Here is a 21,102-nt window from a genome sequence, read left to right as displayed (position 1 = left end):
AACGGAATGACATTCCTGTTCAATTCCGATGCACGCCGCGGCGCGATCTTCTGCGAGGTATTCGCGACAGAACTGCCGGATGTTCCCATCACGATGGATGCCGCGACGGTCGATCCCGACGCCGTGCGTTATCTGATCAGCTGGACCGTGCCGGACAACCTCGTTCTTTATACGAACTTGGAAATCCTGTTTTCCATCGGCGCCGGCGTCGACCAATTTCGCCTGGATGCGGTACCTGCAAACGTGAAGGTCGTGCGCATGATCGAGGAAGGCATCGTGCGCATGATGCAGGAATATGTGACGCTGGCCATACTCGCGCTCCACCGCAACCTGCCTGGATATCTCGCGCAGCAGCGCGCCGGCGAATGGGCTGACATCGCCCAGCTCCAGGCCGGGGCGCGCCGGATAGGCGTGCTCGGCCTCGGACAGCTTGGCCAAGCCGTCCTCGACCGCCTGAAGCCCTTCGGCTTTCCGCTCGCCGGATGGAGCCGCTCGCCCCGGCGGATCGAGGGCGTGACCTGCCACCATGGCGAACCCGGGCTGAGCGAGATGCTCGCCGTCAGCGACATATTGATCTGCCTGCTGCCGCTGACCAAGGAGACGCGCGGTTTGCTCGATGCCGGCCTGTTTGCGCAACTGCCTGAAGGGGCGGCACTCGTCCACACCGGCCGGGGGCCGCAGCTCGACGACGAAGCCCTCGTCACCGCGCTCGACAGCGGCCACCTTTCGGCGGCGATGATCGACGTCACCGATCCCGAACCGCTGCCGGCAGGCCATCCGTTCTGGTCGCATCCGAAGGTCATCCTGACCCCGCATGTCGCCAGCGTCACCCAGCCCGCCAGCGCAGCAAAGGCGGTTGTCGAAAACATCAGGCGTTACCGCGCCGGTCTTGATCCCATCGGGCTCGTCGACCGGTCGCGCGGCTACTAAGTGCATGTCGCCCGGAAGTGTGCAGCGGTTCTGGGACAACGACACATCAAGCCAAGATCCTCCAACATGAAAGACCATCTCTTGTCCCTGCTCAAGACTGTCGATACTAGGCCTGTCTTCCAGCCGCGCGAATCCGCGGCGCTGCCCGAGCGGCTGATTTCCGGCAACCCTGGCTTCAAAACCTGGGCGCAGGATGTTGCCAAGGGCGACCTCGTCCATACCGGCGTCTGGGAGGCGACGCCCGGCGAAACGCGCTCGATCAAAGGCGAGACTTTCGAGTTCTGCCACATCCTCTCCGGCTTGATCGAAATCACGCCCGACGGCGGCAAGCCGGTGACCTATCGCGCCGGCGACAGCTTCGTGATGAAACCTGGCTTCACCGGGGTTTGGAAGACCATTGAGACGGTACGCAAGATCTACGTGACCGTAGGGTAACGGGAGGGCGGAGGCGCCGGCCTCCGCAACAGATTTTGCCGTCTGTCATCGCCGGCACACAACAATCATCCGCGACCGATCGTCGAACGGCGCATGCTGCGCCAGAGCCCGCGCTAGGCTTCTGCAGAATATTCCAGAGTGGGTACCATGGGCTTGAGCTTCGATCCGGATACCGTCTCGCTTCCCGTCGGTCATTTCATTGGCGGGGAGATGATCGCGGCCGAGAGTGCCATCGAGATGCGCCGTCCGTCGGATGGCAAGGCATATGCCGGCTGCCCCGTGGCCGGCGTCGATATGGTCAATCGTGCGGTGGAAAGCGCCAAGGCGGCGCTGAAGGCCAGCAACTGGGGCGGCGTTCGGCCGCGCGAACGGACGAAGGCGCTCCAGGCCTGGGCCGACCTGATCGAGGCGGAGGCCGAAACGCTGGCCAGGATCGAGGCGCTGTGCTCCACCCGGCCCGTCGGCCAGCTCGTTGCCGGCGATATCGCCATCACCGCCGAGCAGATCCGCTTCTTTGCCGAGTTCGCCGACAAGGAAGGCAGCGAGCTCGTGCCGACCGACGACGCCACTCTCGGCATGATCATGAGCGAGCCCTATGGCGTGGTCGGTGCGATCACGCCCTGGAATTTCCCGATCTCGATGGCCGGATGGAAGCTTGGGCCGGCTCTGGCCGCGGGCAATGCGGTGGTGCTGAAGCCATCGGAAATGACACCGTTCTCGGCAGTCTACATGGCGCAACTCGCCGTGAGGGCGGGCCTGCCGGCAGGGCTCATAAACGTCGTGCTGGGAGACGGCCTGACGACCGGCACGACGCTGACCGGCCATCCCGAAATCGCCAAGGTCTCGTTCACCGGCTCGACCCGCGCCGGCTCAGCGATCATGGAGAACGTCGCCCGCGCCGGCGTCAAGCCGATGACGCTGGAACTCGGCGGCAAGAGCCCGCAGATCGTCTTTNTGGAGAACGTCGCCCGCGCCGGCGTCAAGCCGATGACGCTGGAACTCGGCGGCAAGAGCCCGCAGATCGTCTTTGCCGATGCCGATATGGAGAAGGCCGCGACGGCCATCGCCGGCAGCGTCACCTTCAATGCCGGTCAGGCCTGCGTCGCCGGCACGCGCCTGATCGTCGAGAGGAGCGTGGCCGACAGGTTGACGGCTGCCATCCTGGAAAGGATGAAGGCGGTGCGGCCCGGCCCGACTTGGGACGAGGCGACGCAGTATTCGCCTGTTATCTCGGAACGGCAGCGGGCCCGTGTCGACAGCATCGTGCGGGCCGCGATCGAGGCCGGCGGCGAATGCCTGACCGGTGGCGGCGTCATGGACAGCCCCGGCTATTTCTACCAGCCGACGCTGATCTGTGATGTCGACCAGGCCAATCCGGCGATCGTCGAGGAAATCTTCGGCCCGGTCCTCACCATCCAGACCTTCGAGACGGAGGAAGAGGCGCTGGCGCTGTCCAGCCATCCAACCTACGGGCTGGCTTCCGGCCTGTTCACCGCCGACCTGTCCCGCACGATCCGCCTGGCACGCAAGCTCGAAGCGGGCACCGTCTGGATCAACCGCTACAGCCGCTCGCGCGACCATATCCTGCCGACCGGCGGCTACAAGCGCTCCGGCATCGGCAAGGATCTCGGCCGCGAGGCTTATCTCGCCAACCGCAGGACCAAGAGCGTCCTGATCAGCCTCTAGAGAAGATGCCGATGAAGCCCTACTCGATCGCTTTGATCCCCGGCGACGGCATCGGCCGCGATGTGACCGCCGCCGCCTGGACGGTGCTGGAGACCGCAGCCAAACACGCGGGCTTTGCCTTGACGGGAACCCAGTTCCCTTGGTCCTGCAAATTCTACAAGGATACCGGCCGCATGATGCCCGAAGACGGCATCGAGACCTTGCGCGGCTTCGACGCCATTCTTCTGGGCGCCGTCGGCTGGCCAGCGGAGGTACCGGATTCCGTTTCGTTGCACGGCCTGCTGCTGCCGATCCGCAAGGCATTCGTGCAATACGCCAACATAAGGCCGCACCGCCTGCTGCCGGGCGTCAACGGCCCACTACGTGCCGAGAGCTTCGACATCCTGTGCATCCGCGAGAACACCGAGGGCGAATATTCGGGCGCCGGCGGCCGCGTGCATCAAGGCACTCTGGACGAGGTCGCGGTGGAAACCTCGATCTTCACCCGCGCCGGCGTCGAGCGCATCCTGCGCTTCGGCTTCGAGCAGGCGCGGAAACGGCGCGGCAAGCTGGCCTCCGTCACCAAGTCCAACGCGCAGAAATACTCGATGGTGTTCTGGGACGAGATCGCGCGAAAGCTGGCTGCGGATTATCCGGACGTCGATGTCACCAGCTATCACGTCGACGCGCTCGCCGCGCGCATGATCATGGCGCCGGAGAGCCTCGACGTGGTCGTCGCCTCCAATCTGTTCGGCGATATCCTGACTGACATAGGCGCAGCGATCCAGGGTGGGCTCGGCTACGCCGCCTCGGCCAACATCAATCCCGACCGCTCGGCACAATCCATGTTCGAGCCTGTGCACGGTTCCGCGCCCGACATCGCGCATCTGGGCATCGCTAATCCCATCGCCACTATATGGTCCGGCGCCATGATGCTCGACCATCTCGGCGAAGCGGTCGCAGCCGGGCGGGTCATGCAAGCGGTCGAAGCGACAACCGCGCGCGGCATTGGAACCATTCCGGGCAAAGACAGAACGCAGGCCATCACGGCCGCCGTCGTCGCAGCGCTCTCCTGATTGCAAGGTCGTTTTCGATGAAAAACCTCAAAGACAAAAGTCTCTTCCGCGAAGCCGGCCTGATCGACGGCAAATGGGTCGCTGCCCGCTCCGGCAAGACGGTCGATGTTGTCGATCCGGCTGCTCTGTGCGCGATCGGCACGGTGCCCGACATGGCCGGTCCGGAGACCCGGGCGGCCATCGAGGCCGCGGCGTCCGCTTATGCTGGCTGGAAGAAGAAGACCAACGCCGAGCGCGCTGGCCTCCTGGAGGCCTGGCATGGCCTGATGCTGGCGCATCTGGACGATCTCGCGCTGATCCTGACGACGGAACAGGGCAAGCCGCTGGACGAGGCCAAAGGCGAGATCCGCTACGGGGCTTCCTTCGTCAAATGGTTTGCCGAGGAGGCACGCCGCATCAACGGCCACACCATCCCCTCGCCGACGCCGGACCGGCGTATCATCGTGCTCAAGGAGCCGGTCGGTGTGTGCGGCATCATCACGCCGTGGAACTTCCCCAACGCGATGATCACCCGCAAGGTCGCGCCGGCGCTGGCCGCCGGCTGCACGGTTGTGATCAAGCCATCCGAGTTCACGCCCTATTCGGCGCTGGCGCTCGGCGTGCTTGCCGAACGCGCGGGCATCCCCGCCGGCGTCATCAACATCGTCACCGGCATGCCGGCCGAGATCGGCAACGAGATCATGGCCAACGAGACTGTTCGCAAGATCTCCTTCACCGGCTCGACTCGGGTCGGTTCGCTGCTGATGCGCGGCGCGGCCGATACTGTCAAACGGCTCAGCCTCGAACTCGGCGGCAACGCGCCCCTCATCGTCTTCGACGACGCCGATCTCGATCTCGCCGTCGAGGGCGCGCTTGTCTCGAAATTCCGCAATGGCGGACAGACCTGCGTCTGCGCCAACCGCATCCTCGTCCAGGCCGGTGTCTACGAAGCCTTCGCCGCCAAGCTTTCCGCTCGCGTCAACACCATGACGGTCGGACCGGGCACTCAAGCCGGTGTCGCCATCGGGCCGATGATCAACATGGCGGCGGTCGAGAAGATCAACCGCCATGTCGAGGACGCGCTCGCCAAGGGTGCTTCGATCATCACAACGAGGCCGGCATTGCCCGACGGTCCCCAGTATGTCGCGCCGCTGGTGCTGACTGGTGCCACAAAAGACATGCAGCTCGCCGCCGAGGAAACGTTCGGCCCGGTCGCGCCGCTTTTCCGGTTCGAGACGGAAGAGGAGGCGATCACGCTCGCCAACGGTACGCCCTATGGGCTTGCTTCCTACTTCTACACCGAGAATTTGAAACGCGCCTGGCGCGTCGGCGAGGCGCTGGAGTTCGGCATGGTGGGGCTCAACACCGGCTCGGTCTCGATGGAAGTCGCGCCCTTCGGCGGCGTCAAGCAGTCCGGCCTCGGCCGTGAGGGGGCGCAGGTCGGCATCGAGGAATATCTCGAGATGAAGAGCTTCCACATGGGCGGGCTCAGCTGAGGCAATTTGGCTGAGAGCCCAAAGCGGACCACATCGAAGCTCACTGGATCCGGTCGAGCCCCTTGTAATAGAGGCCGACCATCGGCAGGAACCAGGGCTTGCCGGAATAACCGGGAATGGCAGGCCATTCGAGCCCCTTCAGCGGATTGCGGTCCTCGCGGCCGAGCATGGCATCGGCCAGGACCATGCCGAGATGGGTGGAAAGCTGCGCGCCGTGGCCGGAATAGCCCATCGCGTACCAGACCCCGTCATGATAGCCGGCCCGCGGAAAGCGGTCCTTGGTCATGTCGACCAGCCCACCCCAGCAATAGTCGATCTCGACCTTGGCGAGCTGCGGGAAGATCGCCGCTAGGCCCGCCTGCAATATCTGTCCGCTCTTCGAATCCGAGCGCTGGTCCGAAGTCGCCGAGAAGCGCGCGCGACCGCCGAAGATCAGGCGCTTGTCCGGTGAAAGCCGGAAGTAGTTGCCGATATTCAACGAGGTGACGCATGTCCGGTTGCCGGGCATGGTGGCAGTGATCTCGGCGTCGCTCAACGGCCGCGTGGCGATGATGAAGCTGCCGACGGAGATGATCCTGCGGCGAAAATAGCCGAAATTCGGCGTGGTATAGGCGCCTGTCGCTACCAGCACATTTTCGGCGCTGATGCGGCCGCGGGAGGTCGTCAGCTCATGCCTGCCACCGACCTGCTTGCGGTCGGTCACCGCCGCATTCTCGTGGATGATCGCGCCGTGGCGGGCCGCGGCTGTCGCAAGGCCTGCCACATAGCGGCCCATATGCATCATGGCGCTCTTCTTCGACAGCATCGCGCCGTGGAAGGGCGAGCTGATCTCGGATTTGAGGTCGGCCGCCGACAGCAGCGCCGTATCCGGATCCACTTCCGCATGGAGGGCTTCGAAATTGCGGGCGATCGCTTCGAAATGCTGCGGCTTGGAGGCGAGCTTCAGCTTGCCGGCGCGGCGGAAATTGCAGTCGATGCCCTCGTCGGCAACCAGCGCCTCAATGGTGTCGACGGAGTCGTCGAGCGCGCGGTAGAGCGCGATCGCGCGTTCCTTGCCGAGTTCCGCCTTGGCAGAGAGGTAGCTGTGAGCGAGGCCGTTGTTCAGGTGCCCGCCATTGCGGCCGGATGCGCCCCAGCCCACGCGCTGCGCCTCCAGCACCGCCACCTTCGCGCCGGCTTTCGCCAGTTGGCGCGCCGCGGCGAGACCGGTGAAGCCGCCACCGACGATGACGGCATCATAGTGCCCCTCGACCGGGCCTTGCGCTCCGCCGGAAAAGACAGGGGCGGTATCGTGCCAGTAGGAGATCAGTTTCATCGACGATCCGCCTGTTTCAAAGCCCGATCACTCCCGGGAGACCCGAAATGTCTGATATCTCGACATAGCCATAGTAAGGGTTTGCCGGTTCGTGGCCGCGATTGACCCAGACCTTGTTCGTGATGCCGAGATCATGTGCCGACATCAGGTCGTAGCGGAACGAGGACGAGCAGTGAAGAATATCTTCCGGGCCGCAGCCCAGCATGTCGAGCATGTATTCGAAGGCCTTGAAACGTGGCTTGTAAGCCTGCGCCTGCTCGGCCGTGTAGACGGCATGGAACGGTGCGCCGAGCTTCTCGACATTGGACAGGATCTGCGCGTTCATGGCGTTGGACAGGATGACCAGCGGAATTTCCTTGGCGACCTTAGCCAGGCCGGCTGGGACATCTGCATGGGGCCCCCAGGTCGGGACACGCTCATAGACCATCCTGGCGTCGTCAGGGCTGAAGGCAACACCATTGCGCTTGCAGGCCCGCTCGAGCGCGTTGTGGACAACGTCGGCATAAGGCTTCCAGTCACCCATGATCTCGTCGAGCCGATAGGCGGCGAAGTTCTTGATGAACTCCTGCATACGCGGTTCGTCGAGCCGGCTGCCGTAAAGGTCTCGCGCCGCTTCCGCCATCTGGAAATTGGTCAACGTGCCGTAGCAGTCGAAGGTGATATATTTGGGCCTGAAAGAAGCCATGTCCGTCGATCTCCAGTGGAAGCACATTCGCGTTGGGAAGCATTTCATCATAGGACGGGTGGTGGCGACCCACCTGACCGAAATCGCCCTCCCGAAAGCAGAAAGTTCCGTATCCGCCATCCGGTTTGGCACGCTGTAGCATCTGGTGTGTCGAACGCGGCGCCGCGCGTGACGTGGAGCGCCTCCGCCGTGGCGGGCGCCAGCACAAGATGCGGCGCACCGCTTGCGCTACGGCGAAAGATACCGCCAAGGCCGAAGCCTTCAGACGATTTGCGACGCGACAATGGTCGAGACTTGAGGGCAGACGGAAGGATGCCTCATGCAGCAGGGCGAGATCGAGATTCAGGACTTCGGGCCGGACCATATCGAGGGAGCCGTGGCGCTTTCTCGCCAGGAGAATTGGCCGCATCGCCCGCAGGACTGGCAGATGGCGCTGCAGCTCTCAAGCGGCGCGGTCGCGCTCGACGACCAGGGCCGTGTCACCGGAACCATCCTGGTGACACCCTATGGCGCGGACTGCGCCATGATCAACATGGTGATCGTCGACAGGAACGTGCGTGGCAAGGGGCTCGGGCGCCGGCTCATGGATCAGGCCATCGCCCTTGCCGGCGACCGTCCGCTGCGGCTCGTCGCGACGAATGACGGCATGCCTCTCTACCAGAAACTGGGCTTTGTGCCCTCCGGCACGATCCGGCAGCATCAAGGTACGGTTGCAGCGCTCGGCGTGCCGGATGGAGTGGAAGCCGCAAGCATGGACGAGCTGCCGGACATCAAGGCGCTGGACCGCAACGCCTATGGCGCCGACCGGCAAGCCCTGATCGATGCGCTGGCCGAGCGCGGCCAATTCGCAATCATCCGCCGCCACGGCGTGATTGAAGCCTATGCCGCAATCCGCCCGTTCGGACGCGGTGAGGTGATCGGACCGGTCATCGCGGAAAGCGCTGACACCGCGAAGGCCCTGATTAGCTTCTTCGCCGCGAACCGCCCCGGCGCCTTTCTGCGCGTGGATACCGACAGCGCGACCGGCATTGCCGGTTGGCTCGAGGAAATCGGCCTCACCCATGTCGGCGGAGGCGTGGCAATGGACCGTCCGCCCAAGAGCGTCGCGGAACAGACCAGGCCAAAAGTTTACGCCCTCGCCAACCAGGCGCTCGGCTAGGAGGACAACAATGCTCGCGAATTCCCTGATCGAACTCGATCGCGCCCACCTCATCCATCCGGTCTCATCATACCGCGGCCATGAGGCGCTCGGCGTGCGCGTCTTGAAATCGGCGAGGGGGGCGACCGTGACCGATGCGTCAGGCCGGCAACTCGTTGACGGATTTGCGGGGCTGTGGTGCGTCAATGCCGGCTACGGTCATGACAGCATCGTCGAGGCGGCGGCCCGGCAGATGCGCGAACTCCCCTACGCCACTGCCTATTTCGACCTCGGCTCGGAGCCGGCCATCCGCCTCGCCTCGGAGCTGGCTGAGCGCGCGCCCGGGGATCTCAATCACGTCTATTTCACGCTCGGCGGGTCGGACGCGGTCGACAGCACGATCCGTTTCGTCCGCTACTACTGGAATGCCAAAGGCGAGCCGCAACGCGACCAGTTCATTTCCATCGAGCAGGGCTATCACGGGTCATCGGTGGTCGGCGCGGGCCTGACCGCGTTGCCCGCCTTTCACGCCGGTTTTGGCGTTCCCTTTGAATGGCAGCACAAGATCCCCTCCCCCTGTCCCTACCGCAACCCGGTGGGCGAGGACGGCAACGCGATCATCGCCGCATCGCGCGCCGCGCTCAAGGCCAAGGTCGAGGAGATCGGACCGGAGCGAGTCGCTGCCTTTTATGCCGAGCCGATCCAAGGTTCGGGCGGCGTGATCGTGCCGCCGAAAGGCTGGATCAAGGCGATGCGCGAGCTCTGCCGGGAGTACGGCATCCTGTTCATCGCCGACGAGGTGATCACCGGCTTCGGCCGCACCGGACCCTTGTTCGCCTGCACCGATGAGGACATCGTTCCCGATTTCATGACGACCGCGAAGGGGCTGACTTCGGGCTATGTTCCCATGGGCGCCGTATTCATGGCCGATCATGTCTACGACGTCATCGCCGACGGGGCGGGCAGTTCGGCCGTTGGTCACGGCTACACCTATTCCGCCCATCCCGTCAGCGCCGCCGTCGCGCTGGAAGTGTTGAAGCTCTACGAAAACGGCCTGCTGGAGAACGGCACCAAGGCCGGCGCTCGCCTGATGGCGGGCTTGGAGGGCCTGAGGGACCACCCGCTCGTTGGCGACGTGCGCGGCCGCGGCATGCTTGCCGCGATCGAACTGGTGGTCGACAAACAGAAGAAGACCCCGCTTCCGGCGTCGGCCATGCCGGCGCGGCGCGTCTTCGACAGGGCGTGGGACAACGGCCTGATCATCCGTGCCTTTGCGCATGGGGTTATCGGCTATGCACCACCGCTCTGCTGCACCGACGCCGACATAGATGCGATCATCGAGCTCACGCGCCGGACGCTCGACCAGACACTGGACGATCCCGATGTCCGCCAGGCAATGGCATGACGGCAGACGAATACCCTGTGTTTCGAAATAGCGCCGGGGCAGACGATTTCGCAATTTTGTGCCGCCCCCTCACGTCTTTTCGGCGAATCCAGCGTGGGGGAAGTGCCAGACTGTTGATAAGACAAGGCCAGAAAGCCCGGATTTCCGGGCCTTCGAAAAAGGCCTACGCCCCGGACAGCACGGAATTTTGTTCTGTTCAACACATGCAATTCGGCCGCGCGCAGAGGAGACCCAGTCTTGGCCAGGGGCTTTAGCGAATTCAAATACATGACCTTCGATGTGGTAGGCACGCTGATCGACTTCGAAGGCGGCATCACGACCTGCCTGGCCGGGATTGCCGCCGAGGCCGGCGTTTCGCTCGACGGCGAGGAAGCGCTGAGCCTTTACCGGCAAGCCCGCTACATGCCCGATGCGAGCCAGTTCCCGGACGATCTCGTGCGTGTCTACAGGGTCATCGCACCACGGCTCGGCCTGCCGGCCGAGGAGAGATACGGCATGCGCCTGCGGGACTCCGCCAGCGTCTGGCAAGGCTTCCCCGACAGCGCGGCTGCATTGGCGAAGCTTGCAAAATCGCACAGGCTGATTGCCATGACCAATGCCCGGCGCTGGGCGCTCGATCATTTCGAGAAGCAACTCGGATCGCCCTTTTTCGCCACCTTCACTGCCGACGATACAGGCACGGAAAAACCAGACCCGGCCTTTTTCCAGAAGGTCTTCGATTTCGTCGCCTCAAGGGGCGAGAGCAAGGACGACATCCTGCACGTCGCGCAAAGCCAGTATCACGATATCGGCATATCCCGGGCGCTTGGCATGACCAACTGCTGGATCGAGCGCCGGCATGCCCAGAAGGGCTATGGCGGCACGATCGAGCCCGAGCGTTTCACCACGCCGGACTACCACTTCACGTCAATGGCGGCCCTTGCCGCCGCTGTGCGGGAAAGCCTGAAGCAACGAACCTGAGCCCAAGCCCGGAAAGTCGCAGCAAGACGAGCAAGCCGGAAAACAAACGAAAGGGGAATGATATGACCGACAAGATCACGAACTGGACCAGCGCAGACGATGCCATGGTCGAAAATGCCATTCGGCGGGGCGCGAGCCGCCGCGAACTCCTCAAGATGCTGTTGGCCGGCGGCGCTGCGATTGCCGCGGGCAGCATGGTGCTTGGCCGCGCCACCAATGCCGTCGCCGCCACGCCGGTTTCCGGCGGCAGTTTCAAGGCCGCTGGCTGGTCGTCCTCGACCGCCGACACGCTCGATCCGGCAAAGGCGTCGCTGTCGACCGACTATGTCCGCTGCTGTTCGCTCTACAATCGCCTGACTTTCCTCGACAAGGATGGCGTCACGCAGATGGAGCTGGCCGAAAGCTTCGACAGCAAGGACGCCAAGACCTGGACGGTGAAGCTGCGCAAGGGCGTCACCTTCCACGACGGCAAGGCCCTCACCGCCGACGACGTCGTCTTCTCGATGAAGCGCCATCTCGATCCGGCGGTCGGTTCCAAAGTCGCCAAGATCGCCGCGCAGATGACGGGCTTCAAGGCGGTCGACAAGTCGACCGTGGAAATCACGCTGGCCGATCCGAATGCCGACCTCCCGACCATCCTGGCGCTGCATCACTTCATGATCGTCGCCGATGGCACCACCGACTTCTCCAAGGGCAACGGCACCGGCGCCTTCGTGCTGCAAACGTTCGAACCGGGCGTGCGGTCGGTCGTCACCAAGAACAAGAACTACTGGAAGTCGGGCCAGCCCTATCTCGACTCTTTCGAATTCATCGCCATCAGCGATGACAGCGCCCGCGTGAACGCCCTGCTGTCCGGTGACATCAATTTCGCCGCCTCCATCAATCCGCGCGCGATGAAGCTCATCGGCGGGCAGCAAGGCTTCGAACTGTCGAAAACCACCTCGGGCAACTACACCGACCTCAACATCCGGCTCGACATGGATCCGGGCAACAAGGCCGACTTCGTGGCCGGCATGAAATACCTCGTCAACCGCGAGCAGATCGTCAAATCGGCATTGCGCGGCCTCGGCGAAGTCGGCAACGACCAGCCCGTCTCGCCGGCGAACATCTTCCACAATGCCGACCTCAAGCCGAAGGCCTTCGACCCCGACAAGGCCAAGTTCCACTTCCAGAAGTCGGGCTTGCTTGGCCAGTCCATCCCCGTGATCGCCTCCGACGCAGCGACCTCGTCGATCGACATGGCGGTGATCATCCAGGCCGCCGGCGCGGATATCGGCATGAAGCTCGACGTCCAGCGCGTCCCGTCCGACGGCTACTGGGACAATTACTGGCTCAAGGCGCCGGTCCATTTCGGCAACATCAACCCACGCCCGACGCCGGACATCCTGTTCTCGCTGCTCTACGCCTCCAACGCACCCTGGAACGAAAGCCAGTACAAGTCGGAGAAGTTCGACAAGCTGATGATCGAGGCGCGTGGCTCGCTCGACCAGGCCAAGCGCAAGGAAATCTACGGCCACATGCAGACCATGGTCTCCGAGGAGGCCGGCACCATCATCCCGGCCTACATTTCCAACGTCGATGCCCTCTCCAGCAAGGTGAAGGGTTTGGAGGCGAACCCGCTCGGTGGCATGATGGGCTACGCAATGGCGGAATATCTCTGGCTCGAAGCCTGAGAGGCGCCTGCCAGGGACCGGACAGCCGGTCCCTGGCACCTTATTGCGCAACATCGCTTGGCCGAACGCAACCGCAGGAGCGCTTCCATGACGTCTGGGGTTCTAAACCTCGTGTTAAAGCGGCTGGCAATCGCGGTGATCACGCTTCTGATAGTCCTGTTCGCCGTTTTTTTCGCCACCAGCATGCTGCCCGGCGACACCGCGTCGATCCTGCTCGGCCAGGCGGCGACACCCGAAGCGGTCGCCGGCCTGCGCGAGGCCATGCATCTCAACGATCCGGCAATCCTGCGCTTCCTGCGCTGGCTTCTCGGCCTGCTCCACGGCGATCTCGGCACTTCCTATGCCAACGAGATGCCGGTCGCGGCGCTGATCGGCGGGCGCTTCGTCAACACCATGGAGCTCGCCGGCATCACCACGCTGCTCTCGGTGCCGCTGGCCCTGACGCTGGGCATCACCGCCGCCATGCTGCGCGGCTCCCTCTACGATCGCACCGTCACCATACTTTCGATCGGCGTCATCTCGGTGCCGGAGTTCATGGTCGCGACGCTGGCGGTCCTGCTTTTCGCCGTCTATCTCAAATGGCTGCCGGCGCTGTCCTCGGTCAATGAGGCGCATACGCTGACCGACCTCGTACGCATTTATGCAATGCCGGTGATCACGCTGACCTTCGTCATCTCCGCCCAGATGATCCGCATGACCCGCGCCGCGGTGATCGAGACACTGTCCGCGCCTTATGTCGAGATGGCGCTTCTCAAAGGCGCCTCACGCGGCCGCATGGTGCTCAAGCACGCGCTTCCCAATGCGCTCGGGCCGATCGTCAACGCGGTTGCGCTGTCGCTGTCCTATCTTGTCGGCGGCGTCATCATCGTGGAGACGATCTTCAACTATCCCGGCATCGCCAAGCTGATGGTCGATGCGGTCGCGACCCGCGACCTGCCGCTGATCCAGAGCTGCGCGATGATCTTCTGCCTCGGCTACCTCTTGCTCATCACCGTCGCCGACATCATCGCCATCATGTCCAACCCGAGGCTCAGGTGACGATGGCGCGCGTGGCAGCTTCGCGACGGTCCTTCCTGGGCCGCAGCTACAATCTCGTGGGCGTGGTGGCCGCGCTGGTCATCCTGGCGTGGACGCTGATCGCCATCTTCGCGCCCTATATCACTCCCCATTCGATCGGCGACATCGTCGACGACGATTATTTCGGCCCGATGCGTCAGGGCCTATGGCTCGGCTCGGACTATCTGGGCCGCGACATGCTCTCCCGGGTGCTGATGGGGGCGCGTTACACCGTCGGCATATCGCTCGCCGCCGTGGCCATCGCCTGCTTCTGCGGCGTGGTGCTGGGAATGATCGCGGCCGTCACCGGCGGCTGGCTCGACACCTGCCTTAGCCGCTTCCTCGATGCCATGAACTCCATCCCCAGCAAGCTGTTCGGCCTTGTCGTCGTCGCCGCGGTCGGCTCGTCGATCCCGGCGCTGATCATGACGCTCGCCGTCATCTATATCCCCGGCGCCTACCGCTTCGCGCGGGCGCTCGCCGTCAACATCAACAGCATGGACTTCATGACCGTCGCTCGCGTCCGTGGCGAAAGCACCGCCTATCTCATCGGATCCGAGATCCTGCCCAACATCATCCGCCCGGTGCTGGCCGATTTCGGCCTGCGCTTCGTCTTCATCGTGCTCTTGCTCTCCGGCCTGTCCTTCCTCGGGCTCGGCCTGCAGCCGCCGCTCGCCGACTGGGGCGCGCTGGTGCGCGAGAACATCGGCGGCCTGCCCTTCGCCGCGCCCGCCGTCATCGTTCCCTCGCTGGCGATCGCCAGCCTCACCATCAGCGTCAACCTGCTGATCGACAACCTGCCGCAGAAGATCAGGGACAGGGACGCATGAGCAATCTCGTCGAAGTCAGGAACCTGAAGATCGAGGCGACGACGGACTCGGGTCGTGTCGTCGAAATCATCAAGGGCGTCAGCCTCGACATCGCCGACGGCGAGATCGTCGCTCTGATCGGCGAGAGCGGTTCCGGCAAGACGACGATCGCGCTCTCGCTGATGGGCCATGCGCGGCCTGGCTGCCGGATCGCCGGAGGCCAGATCAATGTCAACGGCAAGAACATGGCGGCACTTTCCGAAAAGCAGCGCGCAAAGATGCGCGGCACCGACATTGCCTATGTACCGCAAAGTGCTGCCGCCTCCTTCAATCCCTCGTCTACCATCATGGAGCAGGTGATCGAGGTTACGCGCATCCACGGGCTGATGTCCCCCGAGCAGGCGCGAAAGCGCGCGGTTGAGCTATTCCGGGCCTTGTCGCTGCCAGATCCGGAAGGGATCGGCGCGCGCTACCCGCACCAGGTTTCGGGTGGGCAATTGCAGCGGCTTTCGGCGGCCATGGCGCTCATCGGCGATCCCAAGCTGATGATCTTCGACGAGCCGACGACGGCACTCGACGTGACGACGCAGATCGACGTGCTGAAGGCATTCAAGTCGGTCATGCGGGCGGGCGGAATAGCGGGGGTCTACGTCTCCCACGACCTCGCTGTCGTCGCCCAGATCGCCGACCACATCGTCGTGCTGAAGGGCGGCGAAGTGCAGGAGACCGGCACCACGGCTCAGATTCTTTCGGCTGCCCAGCACCCCTATACGCGCGAACTGCTGGCCGCCTTCGAGCCGAAGCCGCGGCAAGCACATGCGGACGCGGATGCCGGGACGAAACAGCTGCTGCGTATCGACAATGTGACTGCCGGCTATGGTGCGGTGCGGACTGACGGACTGCCGCTTATCCGCGCTGTCAATTCCGTCAGTCTGGTCGTCGAGAAGGGGCGCAATCTCGGCATCATCGGCGAATCCGGCTGCGGAAAATCGACGCTCGCGCGCGTCATCGCCGGCATCCATCCGGCAGCGGCCGGCGACATCATCTTCGACGGCAAGCAACTGGAGCGCACCGCAGGCGAACGCAGCCAGGACGAGCTGCGTGAGATGCAGATCGTGTTCCAATATGCCGATACTGCGCTCAATCCGGCCAAGCCCGTGGACGACATCATTGCCCGGCCGCTGGCCTTCTATCACGGGCTCGACAGGCAGGCGCGCTCGAAGCGCGTCGACGAACTGCTCGACATGGTTCGCCTGCCCAGGACGCTGCGCTACCGTCGCCCGTCGGAGCTCTCGGGCGGCCAGAAGCAGCGGGTGAACTTCGCGCGCGCCCTGGCGGCCGACCCCAAGCTGATCATCTGCGACGAAATCACTTCGGCGCTCGACACGGTGGTGGCGGCCGCGGTGATCGAATTGCTCAAGGAGTTGCAGCGCGAGTTGGGCCTTTCCTACATTTTTATCAGCCACGACCTCTCGGTCGTCGAAGCGATCTGCGACGAGATCATGGTCATGTACAATGGCGAGCGGGTGGAGCAGATCACGCCCGACAAGCTGACGGCGCCGACCCACCCCTATTCCAAGCTCCTGTTCTCCTCGGTGCCGAAGCTCGACCCCACCTGGCTCGATGGCCTCGTCCGCGACCCCGAGCTCGTCAGCCAATACGGCCATCGCTGATTACATCGGAAACAGGCTGGGCAGCGGCATGTGGGCCTTGACGATGGGTGACTTCAGCACCACGAAGCTGAAATACTTGTCGATGCCGATATCCATGTCGCTCAGCCGCTCCATGATCTCCTGGTACTCGCCGATGCCGGCGGCGACAAATTTCGTCAAATAGTCGTAGCGGGCGGAAACGCGGTGGCATTCGACGGCCGCATCGACCTTGTCAATGGCGGCAAGGAAACGCGCGAAGTCGATCTGGCGATGGTTCTTGAGCGTAAATTCAGTGAAAACGGTGAGCGTCCGCCCCAGCTTTGCGACGTCGATCTGCGCCGAATAGCGTACGATATAGCCTTCAGCATGCAGCTTCTTCACCCGCATCAGGCATGGGCTGGGGGAGAGATTGACCCGTTCCGCCAGCTCCACATTTGTGATGCGGCCGTTCTTCTGCAGCTCGTAGAGAATCTTGATGTCAATTCGATCGAGTTTCATGGCCCATCTACAATTGCGAGCAGAGCCGGTAGGCCTCATAGATCGACGAGTAGATGTCCCGGCTGGCAACCGCGTCTCCAATGCGGTGCAAGACGAATGATCCGGCAGCTTGCGGACCGTTGTCCCGCCTCGTTTCCGTGCCCGTCATCAGGGCTATGTCGGTGACGCCGTTGTTGGCTGAGCGCGCCCGCAAGTCCTGATAGGTATCCTCCATCGGCACCGTGCCGCGCTCGACAATGAGTTGGGCTGCGGTCATTTCCGTTTCGGCACCGGTGAGCTCATGCCGGAACGTGGCGGCGATGCCGTTGCCTTGGCGCGCTGCCTTGACCAGGCGCACATCGCTGACGACGCGGATGCCGCTTTCCGCGGCGCGTTTGCGAAAACTCACCCGGTCGGGATAGGGCGTTTCGATCGCCAGCGTGTCGTCGGCTATGGCAAGGCAGACCACGCGCTCCGGACCGGCAAGATGCAGGGCGCAGGAAATCGCGGCCTGGCGTCCGGTTTCATCGTAGATAAGCACGTCGTCCTTCGTCGGCACGACCCCGGTCAGGACATCCCAGACGCTGTCGCAATGTTCGGCACCCTCCAGTCGGTCCATATCGGGTACGCCGCCTGTGGCGACGATGACCGCATCCGGTTGGTCGGCGAGGACGATCTCTGCGTCCGCATAGGTGTTGAGACGGACTTCCACGCCAAGGCGCGCGAGTTCGTCGACGCGCCAGTCGACTATGCCTATGAGATCCTTGCGATCGGACGCCGAGGCCGCGACGAGCACCTGCCCGCCAAGTCGCGCCCCCGCTTCGAGCAGGCTCACTCTGTGGCCGCGCTCGGCAGCAACCCTTGCCGCTTCCATCCCACCCGGACCACCGCCGACCACGACCACCCGTTTCGGCCTTTCGGCCCGCACGATGGTATGGCTGATGATCGTTTCATGGCCGCTGGCCGGGTTGTGAATGCACTGCACCTTCTTGTACAGGCAGTAGGACGCCCCGACACACGGGCGAATGCGTTCTTCTTCGCCGCGCATCACCTTGTTGACGATATCGGGGTCGGCGATATGCGCCCGGGTCATGCCGACCAGGTCGACAAGGTTTTCGCGGATGGCATGCCGCGCCGTCGCTACATCCCGGATCGCTGCGGCATGGATCACGGGCAGTCTGGTTTCCCGTTTGAACTGCCCGACCAGAGGTAGAAACGGAGCGCTCGGGCTAAACATGCCGGGCATGTTCTGCTCAGCCAGCGACAGGTCGGTGTCCATGCGGCCAAAGATGCAATTGAAGAAGTCGAGATGACCTTCCCGTTCGAACAGCCTGGCAAAGGCAAGGCATTCGTCGAAATCGGATCCGTCCTTGGCCGCCTCGTCGATCACGAACCGGATGCCGACGGCGAAATCGTCGCCCACCGCGCGGCGGATCGCCTCGTGAACCATCAGGCCGAAGCGGGCGCGGTTTTCCAGCGAACCGCCAAATCCATCCGTGCGCCTGTTGGTTCTGAGCGAGAGGAATTGACCGATCAGATGACCGCCGGTGACGGTTTCGACGCCATCCAGACCGCCGTCCAGGCAGCGCCTTGCGGCACTGGCGTAATCCTTGATGATCCTGTCGACGTCCGCGGCGTCCATCTCCTTCGGAAAATTCCGGTTTCTCGTCTCGCGAACGCGTGACGGCGCCACCGGCGGCAACCAGTTTCCTGCATAGGCGGTGGCACGCCGGCCAAGGTGTGAGACCTGGCACATGACGGCGGCGCCGTGGCGATGCACCCGCTGCGATAGCGATTGGAGATGAGGCACGATACGGTCGGTGGAAAGGTCCAGCTGACCGCCGCCCCAGCTCGAATCGGGCGACGCCATGGCCGAGCCGCCCACCATGGTCATCGCCAGGCCGCCGCGCGCTTTCTCCTCATGGTAGCGCTGATAGCGCTCGAGCGGCAGGCCGCCATCGTCCAGCATCGAGGCATGGCTGGTGCTGACGACACGGTTGCGCAGCGTCAGACCCTTGAGCCGAAACGGCTGAAGCAGAGGATCGCTGGATGTGCTGCCCGCTTGGGATGCCGCTGTCTTCATGTTCTGCTCCGACCCATTCATCAGGGTTATAGTTCGCCATTTCCGAGCTCATAGAAAGCTTGCAAATTGTTGGGGTGTCTATACGCTGGGCGCATGGCTGGTTTTGCAAAACTCGTTCCCTCCGCGCGCGGACTGCTTGTCTTCGAAGCTGCGGTCCGGTCCGGTAGTTTCACGGCCGCGGCGCGCGAGTTCAACGTCACGCAACCATCGATCAGCCGCAGCATTGCCCAACTCGAGGCCGATTTTGGTGTGCCTCTTTTCACACGAGGCGCAACGGGATTGACCCCGACCCCGGACGGACGTGTGCTCTATTCGGCCGTGCGGGAGGGATTTGACGGCATCGCGGAAGTGATCCGCAGGATCAAGCAGAACAGCGCTGCAAAGCCGGTGGTCACCCTTTCCCTTTCGAGTTCTCTGGCAACCTATTGGTTTGTTCCCAGGTTAGGGGCTTTCAACACCAGGTTTCCTGACGTCGATCTGAGGTTCGAACTGACCGCGGGCGTTCTGCGAGGACCCGCCGAGAATGTTGACCTGGCCACGAGAATCCTGGCCGATGACGACCCCCACTATCACCACTGGGCATTCTCGCCTGAGATCATCGTTCCGGTGTGCAGCCCATCCTATTTGTCGGCCCACGGTCGGCTGATCCATGCCGGAACCGGGGAAGGTCATGCCCTGCTTCACCTGACCGACGCCAAGGAGCAATGGCTGGACGCCTGGGGCAGTGTGGCGGACCGCAAGACCAGCAGGGCAAAGTGGCTCGAATTCTCGGACTACGCGGTCGTGCTTCAAGCCGCGATGAACGGGGAAGGCGTAGCGCTCGGCTGGCTCAGCAACGTTTCAAGGGCATTGCTTCAGGGAACCCTTGTCCTGGCCTCGGACAGGCAGATCAAGACGGGCCGGATCCATCAGCTGATTGCCCCGCGCTCAAGGCCGCTACGACCTGTCGTCTCCGACATCTGCGCCTGGATGATTGCCGAGATGCAAATCGAATTGAAGGCACTGCACCCGATATTGGGGCCGGACACCTTGTAGCGGGCTGCAGGCGACAAGCGCAGCGCGCGCAAGGCCATCGCTGACTACCTCGGAAACAGGCTGGGCAGCGGCATGTGCGCCTTGATGATGGGCGACTTCAGCACCACGAAGCTGAAATACTTGTCGATGCCGATATCCATGTCGGTCAGCCGTTCCATGATGGTCTGGTACTCGGCGATGCCGGCGGTCACGAATTTCATCAAATAGTCGTAGCCGCCCGACACGAGGTGGCACTCGATGACCTGGTCGATCTTCTCCACCACGGCGAGAAAGCGGGCAAAGTCCACCTGGCGATGGTTCTTCAAGGTGATTTCGGTGAACACGGTCAGCGTCTGGCCGAGCTTGCCGATATTGACCTGCGCGGAATAGCCTTCGATGTACCCTTCCGACTGGAGCTTCTTGACCCGCATCAGGCATGGGCTTGGCGACAGATGCACCAGATCAGCCAGTTCCACATTCGTGATGCGGCCGTTCTTCTGCAACTCGTACAGAATCTTGATATCGATCCGATCCAGTTTCACGGTCGTCTCCGCAGAACGCAGGCCGTAGCACAAAATGCTGCCTTGCTCATAGGCATTGACACTACCACAGCCCGTAGGCCTGTCCATCCAAGCGGACAGCGCTTGAAACGCAGCGGCTCCCGATTTCGCCCAGGCTGCCGGAATAAAATTCTGCTTCAGCGTCAACTGCGGCACCGGCTGCCTGCACAACACGGTAGATTGGCGCGTCAAGGCAGAGAGACCATGCGCGCACCACTGCAGCAAATCGAGACATCCGGCGAACTGCCACGGACCGCGGACGCGGTGGTGATCGGCGGCGGCATCGTCGGCATCTTCGCGGCCTATTACCTGGCCAGGCGCGGCATGAAGGTCGTGCTTGTCGAAAAGGGACGCGTCGGCGCCGAGCAGTCCTCAAGGAACTGGGGGTGGTGCCGCCAGCAGAACCGTGACGCGCGCGAGTTGCCCATGGCGACGCGCAGCCTCGATCTGTGGCAGCGCTTTGCCCCAGAGACAGATGAAGACACCGGCTTTCGGCGGTGCGGCTTGCTCTATCTCAGCAATGACGATGCGGAACTGGCTGGCTGGGTGCGTTGGCGTGACTTCGCTAGGACGGCCGGCGTCACCACGCACATGCTCGACAGCGCCGAGGCCAGCGAGCGGGGCCGCGCCACGGGCCGGACCTGGAAGGGCGGCGTGTTCTCGCCGACCGACGGCACCGCGGATCCGTCGCGGG

The 21,102-nt window shown here is 63.4% G+C and carries 19 protein-coding genes; 14 read left to right on the top strand and 5 right to left on the bottom strand.

Going from position 1 to position 21,102, the window contains the following annotated elements; all coding sequences use genetic code 11:
* Positions 1 to 6 precede the first annotated feature (6 nt).
* The 5 genes from X741_RS141425 (at position 7) to X741_RS141445 (ending at position 5,581) form a co-directional block, all read left to right on the top strand.
* Entirely contained in the window at positions 7 to 930 is a 924-nt protein-coding gene (locus tag X741_RS141425) for a glyoxylate/hydroxypyruvate reductase A (protein WP_023780027.1), read from the top strand.
* 81 nt (positions 931 to 1,011) lie between these two features.
* Positions 1,012 to 1,365 carry a cupin domain-containing protein gene (locus X741_RS141430; RefSeq protein WP_031250460.1) on the top strand — a complete coding sequence of 118 codons (354 nt, stop codon included), beginning with the start codon at positions 1,012 to 1,014 and terminating at the stop codon, positions 1,363 to 1,365.
* Between the two features lie 147 nt (positions 1,366 to 1,512).
* Positions 1,513 to 3,051, top strand: a complete 1,539-nt coding sequence (locus X741_RS141435; protein WP_023780026.1) for an aldehyde dehydrogenase — start codon at positions 1,513 to 1,515, stop codon at positions 3,049 to 3,051.
* 11 nt (positions 3,052 to 3,062) lie between these two features.
* A complete protein-coding gene (locus tag X741_RS141440) occupies positions 3,063 to 4,106 on the top strand; it encodes a tartrate dehydrogenase (RefSeq protein ID WP_023780025.1) in 1,044 nt (347 codons plus the stop codon).
* 17 nt (positions 4,107 to 4,123) lie between these two features.
* Positions 4,124 to 5,581, top strand: coding sequence for an NAD-dependent succinate-semialdehyde dehydrogenase (locus tag X741_RS141445; protein ID WP_023780024.1), 1,458 nt, complete (start codon positions 4,124 to 4,126; stop codon positions 5,579 to 5,581).
* Positions 5,582 to 5,621: 40 nt separating this feature from the next.
* On the opposite strand, the gene X741_RS141450 is transcribed toward X741_RS141445, so the two are convergent.
* Entirely contained in the window at positions 5,622 to 6,896 is a 1,275-nt protein-coding gene (locus X741_RS141450; protein ID WP_023780023.1) for an FAD-binding oxidoreductase, read from the bottom strand.
* Positions 6,897 to 6,912: 16 nt separating this feature from the next.
* Positions 6,913 to 7,581, bottom strand: coding sequence for a haloacid dehalogenase type II (locus X741_RS141455; RefSeq protein WP_023780022.1), 669 nt, complete (start codon positions 7,579 to 7,581; stop codon positions 6,913 to 6,915).
* Between the two features lie 319 nt (positions 7,582 to 7,900).
* Between X741_RS141455 and X741_RS141460 the strand changes: the two genes are divergently transcribed.
* From X741_RS141460 to X741_RS141490, 7 genes are all read left to right on the top strand, one after another.
* Positions 7,901 to 8,740, top strand: coding sequence for a GNAT family N-acetyltransferase (locus tag X741_RS141460; protein ID WP_023780020.1), 840 nt, complete (start codon positions 7,901 to 7,903; stop codon positions 8,738 to 8,740).
* A 10-nt stretch (positions 8,741 to 8,750) separates the two neighbouring features.
* Positions 8,751 to 10,124, top strand: a complete 1,374-nt coding sequence (locus tag X741_RS141465) for an aspartate aminotransferase family protein (RefSeq protein ID WP_023780019.1) — start codon at positions 8,751 to 8,753, stop codon at positions 10,122 to 10,124.
* Between the two features lie 237 nt (positions 10,125 to 10,361).
* Positions 10,362 to 11,084 carry an HAD-IA family hydrolase gene (locus X741_RS141470; RefSeq protein WP_023780018.1) on the top strand — a complete coding sequence of 241 codons (723 nt, stop codon included), beginning with the start codon at positions 10,362 to 10,364 and terminating at the stop codon, positions 11,082 to 11,084.
* A 62-nt stretch (positions 11,085 to 11,146) separates the two neighbouring features.
* On the top strand, positions 11,147 to 12,757 hold the full coding sequence (locus X741_RS141475) for an ABC transporter substrate-binding protein (protein WP_023780017.1): 1,611 nt from the start codon (positions 11,147 to 11,149) through the stop codon (positions 12,755 to 12,757).
* Between the two features lie 87 nt (positions 12,758 to 12,844).
* Positions 12,845 to 13,795: an ABC transporter permease gene (locus X741_RS141480; protein WP_031250459.1), complete on the top strand. Its 951-nt coding sequence runs from the start codon at positions 12,845 to 12,847 to the stop codon at positions 13,793 to 13,795.
* A gap of 2 nt (positions 13,796 to 13,797) precedes the next feature.
* The gene (locus X741_RS141485) at positions 13,798 to 14,643 is read left to right on the top strand and encodes an ABC transporter permease (protein WP_023769081.1); all 846 of its coding nucleotides are present in this window, start codon (positions 13,798 to 13,800) and stop codon (positions 14,641 to 14,643) included.
* Positions 14,640 to 16,295 carry an ABC transporter ATP-binding protein gene (locus X741_RS141490; protein ID WP_023780015.1) on the top strand — a complete coding sequence of 552 codons (1,656 nt, stop codon included), beginning with the start codon at positions 14,640 to 14,642 and terminating at the stop codon, positions 16,293 to 16,295. The genes X741_RS141485 and X741_RS141490 overlap by 4 nt, the downstream gene beginning before the upstream one ends.
* On the opposite strand, the gene X741_RS141495 is transcribed toward X741_RS141490, so the two are convergent.
* Together X741_RS141495 and X741_RS141500 are read right to left on the bottom strand one after the other, a co-directional pair.
* Complete coding sequence (locus X741_RS141495) at positions 16,296 to 16,772, bottom strand: Lrp/AsnC family transcriptional regulator (RefSeq protein ID WP_023780014.1); 477 nt, start codon at positions 16,770 to 16,772, stop codon at positions 16,296 to 16,298. It abuts the gene before it with no gap.
* Between the two features lie 7 nt (positions 16,773 to 16,779).
* On the bottom strand, positions 16,780 to 18,834 hold the full coding sequence (locus X741_RS141500; RefSeq protein WP_031250457.1) for an NADH:flavin oxidoreductase: 2,055 nt from the start codon (positions 18,832 to 18,834) through the stop codon (positions 16,780 to 16,782).
* A 93-nt stretch (positions 18,835 to 18,927) separates the two neighbouring features.
* Here X741_RS141500 and X741_RS141505 point away from each other — a divergent pair, with 93 nt between their 5' ends.
* Entirely contained in the window at positions 18,928 to 19,869 is a 942-nt protein-coding gene (locus X741_RS141505) for a LysR substrate-binding domain-containing protein (RefSeq protein ID WP_023769077.1), read from the top strand.
* 44 nt (positions 19,870 to 19,913) lie between these two features.
* Here X741_RS141505 and X741_RS141510 read toward each other — a convergent pair whose 3' ends face one another.
* Positions 19,914 to 20,390 carry an Lrp/AsnC family transcriptional regulator gene (locus X741_RS141510; RefSeq protein WP_031250456.1) on the bottom strand — a complete coding sequence of 159 codons (477 nt, stop codon included), beginning with the start codon at positions 20,388 to 20,390 and terminating at the stop codon, positions 19,914 to 19,916.
* Between the two features lie 222 nt (positions 20,391 to 20,612).
* Between X741_RS141510 and X741_RS141515 the strand changes: the two genes are divergently transcribed.
* A partial coding sequence (locus tag X741_RS141515) for an FAD-dependent oxidoreductase (RefSeq protein ID WP_023780011.1) occupies positions 20,613 to 21,102 on the top strand: 490 nt, incomplete at its 3' end.

It is taken from the genome of Mesorhizobium sp. LNHC221B00, from assembly GCF_000502935.1.
Taxonomy (GTDB): Bacteria; Pseudomonadota; Alphaproteobacteria; order Rhizobiales; family Rhizobiaceae; genus Mesorhizobium; species Mesorhizobium opportunistum.
Note: the sequence above shows the minus strand (reverse complement) of the source record. Positions and strands in the feature narration are given on the sequence as shown.

Bases quoted from the DNA above. Each gene is read 5' to 3' on its own strand.
- X741_RS141495 (WP_023780014.1), bottom strand. From the start codon at position 16,772: ATGAAACTCGATCGAATTGACATCAAGATTCTCTACGAGCTGCAGAAG.
- X741_RS141500 (WP_031250457.1), bottom strand. From the start codon at position 18,834: ATGAAGACAGCGGCATCCCAAGCGGGCAGCACATCCAGCGATCCTCTG.
- X741_RS141475 (WP_023780017.1), top strand. From the start codon at position 11,147: ATGACCGACAAGATCACGAACTGGACCAGCGCAGACGATGCCATGGTC.
- X741_RS141440 (WP_023780025.1), top strand. From the start codon at position 3,063: ATGAAGCCCTACTCGATCGCTTTGATCCCCGGCGACGGCATCGGCCGC.
- X741_RS141460 (WP_023780020.1), top strand. From the start codon at position 7,901: ATGCAGCAGGGCGAGATCGAGATTCAGGACTTCGGGCCGGACCATATC.
- X741_RS141450 (WP_023780023.1), bottom strand. From the start codon at position 6,896: ATGAAACTGATCTCCTACTGGCACGATACCGCCCCTGTCTTTTCCGGC.
- X741_RS141490 (WP_023780015.1), top strand. From the start codon at position 14,640: ATGAGCAATCTCGTCGAAGTCAGGAACCTGAAGATCGAGGCGACGACG.
- X741_RS141455 (WP_023780022.1), bottom strand. From the start codon at position 7,581: ATGGCTTCTTTCAGGCCCAAATATATCACCTTCGACTGCTACGGCACG.
- X741_RS141425 (WP_023780027.1), top strand. From the start codon at position 7: ATGACATTCCTGTTCAATTCCGATGCACGCCGCGGCGCGATCTTCTGC.
- X741_RS141445 (WP_023780024.1), top strand. From the start codon at position 4,124: ATGAAAAACCTCAAAGACAAAAGTCTCTTCCGCGAAGCCGGCCTGATC.
- X741_RS141465 (WP_023780019.1), top strand. From the start codon at position 8,751: ATGCTCGCGAATTCCCTGATCGAACTCGATCGCGCCCACCTCATCCAT.
- X741_RS141480 (WP_031250459.1), top strand. From the start codon at position 12,845: ATGACGTCTGGGGTTCTAAACCTCGTGTTAAAGCGGCTGGCAATCGCG.
- X741_RS141505 (WP_023769077.1), top strand. From the start codon at position 18,928: ATGGCTGGTTTTGCAAAACTCGTTCCCTCCGCGCGCGGACTGCTTGTC.
- X741_RS141485 (WP_023769081.1), top strand. From the start codon at position 13,798: ATGGCGCGCGTGGCAGCTTCGCGACGGTCCTTCCTGGGCCGCAGCTAC.